Origin of the sequence: Meridianimarinicoccus aquatilis, from assembly GCF_004358675.1 — a bacterium.
GTDB classification, from domain to species: Bacteria; Pseudomonadota; Alphaproteobacteria; order Rhodobacterales; family Rhodobacteraceae; genus Meridianimarinicoccus; species Meridianimarinicoccus aquatilis.
This window is the reverse complement of sequence record NZ_SMZO01000098.1, coordinates 1-7,612: the sequence shown is the minus strand read 5'-3', so window position 1 is coordinate 7,612 and position 7,612 is coordinate 1. Positions and strand designations below refer to the sequence as shown.

7 protein-coding genes and 2 pseudogenes are annotated in these 7,612 nt (G+C 53.5%); 2 read left to right on the top strand and 7 right to left on the bottom strand.

Annotated elements, in window-relative coordinates:
* Positions 1–1,044: replication-relaxation family protein (locus E2L05_RS19970; protein ID WP_133344753.1), on the top strand; the 1,044-nt coding region annotated here is incomplete at its 5' end.
* Positions 1,045–1,170: 126 nt separating this feature from the next.
* Here the strand turns inward: E2L05_RS19970 and E2L05_RS19965 are convergent.
* From E2L05_RS19965 to E2L05_RS19945, 4 genes and pseudogenes are all read right to left on the bottom strand, one after another.
* Entirely contained in the window at positions 1,171–1,371 is a 201-nt protein-coding gene (locus tag E2L05_RS19965; protein WP_133344751.1) for a hypothetical protein, read from the bottom strand.
* 1,191 nt (positions 1,372–2,562) lie between these two features.
* Positions 2,563–3,216: pseudogene (locus tag E2L05_RS21195) on the bottom strand (type IV secretory system conjugative DNA transfer family protein).
* A gap of 60 nt (positions 3,217–3,276) precedes the next feature.
* Positions 3,277–3,630, bottom strand: a pseudogene (locus E2L05_RS19950) (type IV secretory system conjugative DNA transfer family protein); the annotation flags it as partial.
* A 193-nt stretch (positions 3,631–3,823) separates the two neighbouring features.
* Complete coding sequence (locus E2L05_RS19945) at positions 3,824–4,495, bottom strand: hypothetical protein (RefSeq protein ID WP_133344745.1); 672 nt, start codon at positions 4,493–4,495, stop codon at positions 3,824–3,826.
* Between E2L05_RS19945 and E2L05_RS19940 the strand changes: the two genes are divergently transcribed.
* Positions 4,478–4,816, top strand: a complete 339-nt coding sequence (locus E2L05_RS19940) for a hypothetical protein (protein ID WP_133344743.1) — start codon at positions 4,478–4,480, stop codon at positions 4,814–4,816. The genes E2L05_RS19945 and E2L05_RS19940 overlap by 18 nt on opposite strands.
* A 944-nt stretch (positions 4,817–5,760) precedes the next feature.
* On the opposite strand, the gene E2L05_RS19935 is transcribed toward E2L05_RS19940, so the two are convergent.
* The 3 genes from E2L05_RS19935 to E2L05_RS19925 all read right to left on the bottom strand — a co-directional run.
* The gene (locus E2L05_RS19935) at positions 5,761–6,027 is read right to left on the bottom strand and encodes a hypothetical protein (protein WP_133344741.1); all 267 of its coding nucleotides are present in this window, start codon (positions 6,025–6,027) and stop codon (positions 5,761–5,763) included.
* Positions 6,028–6,035: 8 nt separating this feature from the next.
* Positions 6,036–6,836, bottom strand: coding sequence for an N-6 DNA methylase (locus E2L05_RS19930; RefSeq protein ID WP_133344739.1), 801 nt, complete (start codon positions 6,834–6,836; stop codon positions 6,036–6,038).
* 42 nt (positions 6,837–6,878) lie between these two features.
* The coding region (locus E2L05_RS19925; RefSeq protein ID WP_133342215.1) for an IS256 family transposase at positions 6,879–7,612 on the bottom strand (734 nt) is incomplete at its 5' end.

Here is a 7,612-nt window from a genome sequence, read left to right as displayed (position 1 = left end):
ATGGGTCAGTTCTCAGTGAAAATTTGGGGGGCTACCGGGTCACTTCTCAGCAGAAATCAACAGAGCAAGAACCACAAACCAGCGAAACAGTCGTGGATGATAAAGATGACCCATTCACCCGCAGGTAAGCCTCTATCCAAGCATAAACGAGAACCAAAAAAGGTAGGCGCATTCATCGTGACGGATCGAGACGTCGCAATCATGCGAGCGTTGAGCCAGTATCGATACCTTTCAGTGTCTCAAGTCCGCAAACTGTTCTTTCCTGAAAGCAAAAGCACCCAAACAGCAAACGGCCGTCTCAAAAAGCTGTTTCACAGCGGATATATCCACAAGGTCGCACCCTTCACGCGCCTTGGAGCGCCAGTCTCCGAATACGTCTACTTTCTAGACAAGAAGGGTGCCAAATACCTAGATGATCTTGGGTTCCCCTCAATCACGTGGCGGAAAGCCCGCGAGGTCAAACAGCAGTTCTTGCAACACGCCTTGGACCTGTCAGATTTTCGTATAAATCTGGAGCTTGGATTGCGGCAGCAGGAGCTGATCACGCTGGATACCTTCATTCCTGACTTTCAGATGAAGCGCGGGGCAAATCAGTACAGTTCGAAGCATCGGTATGAGCTCTACACCGACCTTGTCAGCCCCATAAACAGGCGAACCTATGTCATCTATCCAGACGCCCTGATTGTCCTTACAGCAGAGATCAACGGCAAGCGATATGACAGTCTTTACTTCCTAGAAGTGGATCGCGGGACGCACGGCCTAGAAAAAATCAGGGAGAAGGTTCACGGTTACTACCTCTATCATACGAAAGGGCTGCATAAGCAGCTCGTCAGCTCATCGACAGACTTCACAGTCCTCTTCCAGACATCATCAGAAAAGCGCGCAAACAATATGCGTGAGATGCTCGCAGGGTACATTGGGGCAGATAGGGTTTGGGTTACAGATTATTCAAAGGTCGATGAGAACACCCTGCTCTTTGAGCCTATATGGAAAGATGTCATCGGCAACGATAAGACGATGCTGGCTCGCGAAAAACCAACGTAAAAACTACCTGCCTTTTGAAACTCGCGAAACACTTTTTGGGATATTAGTGCTTTCGAAGTTTTGCCAATCTGGGCGAAGCGAAGGGTCAAGCGCAACATCACAAGATGTGTAGATGGCTTTGTCGGTTCAAGCTTCGGCAACCATATCTTTGGTTGGCAACAGATCAACGATGGCGGCAGCAATTGTATAAGCGTAGGCCTTCAAGCATTCACCACAAGAACTTGCCTCAGGATCGGACATATTCATCCCCACACGAATATCGTGTGTAAGCGTGTCGCCCTGCATTTCGCTATCGATCTCAGCAACGAAACTGGGCTTGCTGTCCACCCCTCTCATTGACGCTCGAGCGGAATTTTTGGGCATACCCTGCTGGCCGTTTAGGTCGTTGATAATATGCCACGCCACCGCTCACTTGATCGCCCTGAGAGGCATTCAATCGTAAGCTAAAGGCTTGATAGCAACTTGCGCATTCAATGCTCAAGAGTAGCGTTCTTTGGTTTGTGATGGGTCATCATAGTCACCATCACGTTCAATGTTCACCGATATTGCAGACATGAGAAAAAAGTTAAGATGTGTTGAAACAATTATACTCGAATTTGCCAATTTCAGCAAAATTTTGACAGTTTTCAATCTGGTCAATGTGCGTAGCACGAGGGGGGCGCGTCGAGGTGTTGGGGCATAGCCCTGACTTCAAGGGGGACGAAACCGCTGACATTATTCGTCAGAGAGACCCCCTTGAAGTCAGGGGTAAATTTTACAAGATACATCCACCTACCAAACGAGGAACGAGTTCTGTAGGTGATTGATGTATCAGTGAAATTGCTCCTGACACCTCTCGCGCCCCCCATAAAAATGTTCATAACGGCCCCTAACGTCAGAGATTAGGGTCACGTTATACCTTATTTTTTGCCCGTTTTTCTGGTATCAAAAAACCACGTCCAAGCGCCGAGCGGTTTAAACATCTGTGAAGATGCAAAACGTATCTGCTTTTGTACGTGGCTATTTTATTTCTTAACCGAGTGACTATGAGTCCAGTAATTTCACTTCTCAGCAACGATGTTCGTAAGAGCATGGAAGCTGCTATAAGTGTTCCAGTGGTTCAATGTCTGATGGATGAGGGACTAATCAGTCCCGAACCTCATCGGTGGACTATGCAAGTAAAGCACGGGTTTCTCAAAAAGAAAGTACGATTTGTTCGTTGTCCTAATTGGAAACCTCAGATCAGCGACATGATCTATGCATTACAAGGCAGGTCTTAGACCGTAGCTAGAAAGGATGATCTTCGGATTATCCTTTCACCCCATCCCTTTCAGGATACGTCAATTATACTGACATATTCTTTCAGTCAACTTTTTCTCCGAAAATCGGAACCCACTTCACTTGGCCGGTCGCCCTGATTTCACTCTGCGCTTCGGAAGGCTGCATTGAGGCACTGCGGAAGCTTCCGCGCTTGAAATATGGTGTTGTGCGCAATCGAGCTGGATGCCGGTTCCCAGAAATCAGAATTGCCTCATCCTCTCAGATGCGCCGAATGCTGTCGGCATTCAGAAGGTTGTGCTCTTGGTGGCGGGCGGTTTCATGTTCATCTCTCGCGTCCTGATGCTCGATCACGCGACCGGAAAGCCCCTCGAAAAAGCGGGCGGTCTCCGGATCTGAGCCGCTGTACGTCAGGTAGGTGTTGAATCCCCCTTGGATGCTCTTGGCGTAGTCCTGCCCGTAGCGTGCAGAGAGCTGCGAAATGGATTGCAGGATGATGGAAAGGCTCACGCGGTATCCTCGGATGGTGTTCGCTACCGAGACAAAGCCAGGGAGCGTGGCGTGGCCGAACTCATCAAAAAGCACGTAAACGGGAAGCTCTCAGGGGCTCGGCATTCTTCTCATGCAAGCGTTGAACACGCTGCGGAAAAAGAGGCTCGTCCAGAAGCCGTAATACTCAGCGTGTTGCGCAGGGATGACTTGATACACGATGGTCTTCTGCTGGCGAATTGATGCCAGATCGAAGCTGCTGCCTGAGGTCAGCTCCACCATGTTTCGATTGGTGAAGGCCCTGAGTGCCGTCAAAGCGGTCAGGGCGAAACTCTGAACCGCCTGCGGGTTTCCGGTCGTTGCCCCCTTCCATTCATCAAAGAGGCTTCGGTCATCCGGATCGTTGGGATTCTCCGCCCAGGTGATGGCGAAGTCATCGAGCGGGCTTCAATCGCTGCCAAAGTGCTGAAGGAGGCGATAGAGGTTTCATAGGGTGAAGTATCCAGCCTCCTCTCTACTGGAACGGCGCAGGAGCTTCAGGAGCACGCAAACAAGGCGGATTGCTCCGTGGTCCCAAAAGGCGTCTTTCTGGCTTCCTGAGCCGCCAGCACGGATGAGAATTTCAGCCACTTGCTCGAGCTCGATATCCGTTTTGGCCTCGAGCAAGGGATTGAAACGGGCGCTGCGCGTGAGGTCCTCCGGGTCTATCACCACGACACGAAAGCCGGCGCGTTGCATGTGGCCGGCGGTAGCTTCAAAAACTTCGCCTTTCGGGTCGTTCACCACCATCGAGCTTTCGCTCTTTGCCCGGTCCAGAACGTTTGAGATGATATAGCGGCTCGTCTTTCCCGCTCATACGCGGGCCACCACGCATACATTTTGAAAGCTGTGGGCTTCGCTCAGACGCCCACTCTTCCCGTCGATGAGAAGGCCAGCGTGGCCAGAGCGCAAAAGGCGCCGCAGCTCACGGCGGCGAAGATATCTTGCTCCCTCCTGCTTCCCGGCTTCGGGCATTATCAAAGAGACGAGCCCTTTAGCGGCCTCGCTCATGCTTCGGATCACGTCTCAAACGTTCATATTCATGCTGTCTTGGTTTGATTTTTAGGCGCTCGAGCATCTTCAGGGCTCTCGAGCGGATACCCTTAAGGGTATCGCTTACCGCAAAGCGGACAAGCGCCCGAAGTTCCCGAAGCAGGTTTCCGGACTGTTCGGCCTCGGCCTGCCTGTTCTGTTCATGACGCTCCCTGAGATGCTCGAGCTCTGCCCTCCATGCGTCTCGAAGGTCAGGTGGTTGCTGTGTTTGGGCTTGGTGCCGCTGCGGTTCTGGTAGGGCTTCGGCACCTTTTTCTTTTTCACCCTCAGGCGCGGTTTTCTCTCGGCTCTCATTCAGCTGCGCATCAGGAAGGGCTTCGAAGGCCTGAAGAAGCTCAAGGTTTAAGGTTTTTAGACGGTGCTTCTTCCCGCTTTCAAGATGCACGACCCCCGGTGTCTTGCCTCGAATATAGAGTTCGAGTCCTTGGGCATGGAGTTGCCGCCGGAATGCCTGTCGATCGGGGCTATTGCTCAGTGCCGCTTGAACAAGTGCCGCAATGTCACCTGTTTGACCTGTGGTTTTTTCCGGTGCTCCCCGTTCTGAGTCTTTCTCAATCGTTCGGCTTTGTTCGAGCTCAGGCATGGTCTCGAGGACATGCCGCTCAAGCTTCACCTGAATTTCCCTAAAGCGGGCCTTGGACAAACGCAGACGTTTATTCTCTCAGGCCGGGTTCGCGCTGATAATCAAGTGGTAGTGCAGCGAATGTTCCTGATCCTCATGGAGATTGCCAAAGACAAGGTTTTCCGGACATCGTGCTGCAATGTAGCGCTCGGCAATCTCGCGCAGGGCGGCTTTCTGCCGCTCGAGGCTGATACCCTTTGCTCGCGTGATCGAGATGATTTCGTGGTAGAGGTAGACCCCATTCTTGCGCCGCTGAAGCAGATCACCGTTCCCCGCGAACTCATCCCGGATGGCTCAGAGATTTCGGGATAGCAGGTTGTGCCGGATACGCCATGCGCCTGCTGCGCTGGCTCCCCGGTCGATATACCCGACAAGCTGGCTGAAACTGGGCTCCTTCCGGCTCATGGATTTGACTATCATGACCCGTTTTCGTCTTCCTGCCCAAAGCAAAGGCTTTGGGTGGTTGCGGCGCGGGTTATGGTGGCAATGTACTGAGTGCGCAAGGCGGCTATTTGCTGAAATAGCTCGCGCTCATCCAGGAGCTCTCAGACGCGGTGAGAATAGCGGGCCATCTGGTTCACGTTGTTCGCAACCGTGCGAAGAACGCGGTCCAGGTCGTCCAGCTGAGATGCGAGTTCATCGGGGAGCTCTGGGCGGCTCTCAAGAGCCGCAAATGCAGTGCGCTTGAGATAGGTAGCCGCGGGCACTCCGCTTCAGGATGCCAGCTTCACAACGCGACGATACTCAGGCAACGACAAAGTCAGGTTCACACGTTTCGCGTGATCCTTGTAGCTTTGGCGGTAATCTCGTTGGTAGTCGCGGCGGGTCATCTGAGCGAAGCTAAAGGCTAAATGGGTTCAAAGGGAAACGCGCCTCGAGCGATCTTTTCCTTGTCGGGGGATGCAAGGGGTGAAAGCCCCTGCCAAGATGCGTGTTCGCGAACGATTTTACAGGCCAGCGAGAGCGAGGCCGCAGGAAAATTGTTCGTTACGAACAGGCAATCTTGCACCGAGTGCGTGCTCTAAATTCTGCTCGGCGTTGGAAAAATGTCAAACCGAGTTCTTCACCTGAGCTTCACAAAGTACCGGTCGGTGGTCTGGCTCAGATTTTTCATATTCTGCCAATCCCGGTTTTCGCCGGTTTTGTTCTGATCGGCTTGGATGAATTTAGTCGTTTTAATGGTTTGCGAGGGTGAAAAAGAAAAATATATGGGGGTTTTGTCGTGAAAAGAGCCCCACACAGGGGCTCTCTCTTGCTCATAGGAGCGAAAGTTGAACGGGTTTGCCGTCATCCTTCGTCCCGAGCCATGCCGTGACAAAATCCACCGGGCCACCAGCATCTTCCACCAGCTCACGCGGGCAAAAGTGGGACCGATACCCGGTCTCGGATATCGGGTGCGGTGAACGGTCGGACGTCACGATCTCAAGATGGGCGGTATCGCCGCCCAACCACTCCGGGCACCACCTGACGGTGATCCCCTGCCCTCGCCAGTCGATCTGGAATTCCTCGTATTCCTCAGCCATCTCAGACCTCAGAAGTCGAAGCCAAGCTGCGTCGCCTTTATGACTGGCGCGGGCTTGGCTTCCTGTGAAGTCGAGGTTGCCGTCGCAGGCTCAGGTGTCTGCTCTTTTGGAGAGGGTGCTACCTCGGTGCTGCCTTCTTTCCGGCGCAGCCGGTACTTCCAGAGCCCCAAGTGATGGGCGGGCGTGTACCAGACTTCGCGGATTTCCCAGCTAAGCGTGTTCCCAACAATAACCTCGGCGGGTACGTTCCAGAGGCTGAGCTGGATATAGCACATCAGCGCGGCCATGCGGTCCACGTCGATGGCCTGTACCCACAGCTTTTCTGCCGGATTGTGCCCTGCCATGATCATCACTTTGACCAGAGCCAGGATCATCCCCCCTGCCCCCGCCGCCGGTTCCCCGGCGGTGATGAAGGCTTGGGTTGCGAGCTTGTCGAGCTCTTGGGCAAAGGTCATTTGCGCCATAAGATCGGAAAGCTCGGGCGGGGTGAAGAATTGCCCTGCGTCCTTGTTGGCGATTTCCAGCTCCATGTAGAGTGGGCCAAGGATATCACGGGGCTCTTCGTCCAGCGCAGCGACAAGCTGAGCCATCAGTTTTGGAAACGCCTGTTGGTCGTCAGGTTTGTATTGCCCGATGATCCGAAGGTATTCTTCTTCGCGGGCGTCTTCCTTGTGAAGACCGTTGTGCAGGCTGCACGCTGCCATCGTCACGAAGTCTTTGAAAACCTCGTAGCGGTGTTTGTAAGGAGCGAGTTGCCTGAAAGTTTGCTTAAATGCCGCCAAAGCAGCATCGCGGTTTGGCTGAGCCATACCTCTTCTCCGAGCTATGCCCGAAAGTTGGTGACGGCGTGATCAGGCGGCACTTTGAAGTTGCTTGATCCCGTCCTTGAATTCAATCCCTTCGATGATTTCGGGCATGCGGTTGGCACCATCGAGTTTGCGCCATTTTGTCTGGGCTGACATCATCAGCTTGAAGGCCATGGCGAGCCCGGTTTTACGGCTGAGGCACCCCTTGGTTTTACCAGTGCGATGCCGCACCGTGGCGAAGGTGCTTTCGATGGGATTGGTTGTGCGGATGTGCTTCCAATGTTCAGCGGGGAAGTCATAGAATGCCAAGAGCACGTCGCGGTCTTTGGTCAATTTAGCGACGGCCTTGTCGTATTTTACGCCGTAGGTTGTGACGAAGAAGTCGAAGGCCGCCTCGGCATCCACGCGGGTTTCGGCCTGCCAAATATCGTGCAGATGACCTTTGGCTTTGGCCTGAACGGACTTCGGCATCGCGTTCAGAACATTGCCGGTCTTGTGGAACCAGCAGCGCTGTTCTTTCGTGGCACCAAAGACCTCGCGTAGCGCATGCCAGAACCCCAAAGCACCGTCACCAATGGCAAGGTCAGGCGCGTGGGTGAGCCCGCGTCGTTGCAGATCAAGCAGCAGTTCTCGCCAACTTTGGGTGCTTTCGCGGTAGCCATCAGCAAGGCCGATGATTTCCTTTCGACCCCATTCATCCGCGCCGATCAACACCAGGACACATTGTTTTTCTTCAGCCATTCGTGGGCGGAAGTAGACACCATCAGCCCAGATGTAGA

Bases quoted from the DNA above. Each gene is read 5' to 3' on its own strand.
- E2L05_RS19940 (WP_133344743.1), top strand. From the start codon at position 4,478: ATGCCGCTCAAGCTTCACCTGAATTTCCCTAAAGCGGGCCTTGGACAA.
- E2L05_RS19935 (WP_133344741.1), bottom strand. From the start codon at position 6,027: ATGGCTGAGGAATACGAGGAATTCCAGATCGACTGGCGAGGGCAGGGG.
- E2L05_RS19930 (WP_133344739.1), bottom strand. From the start codon at position 6,836: ATGGCTCAGCCAAACCGCGATGCTGCTTTGGCGGCATTTAAGCAAACT.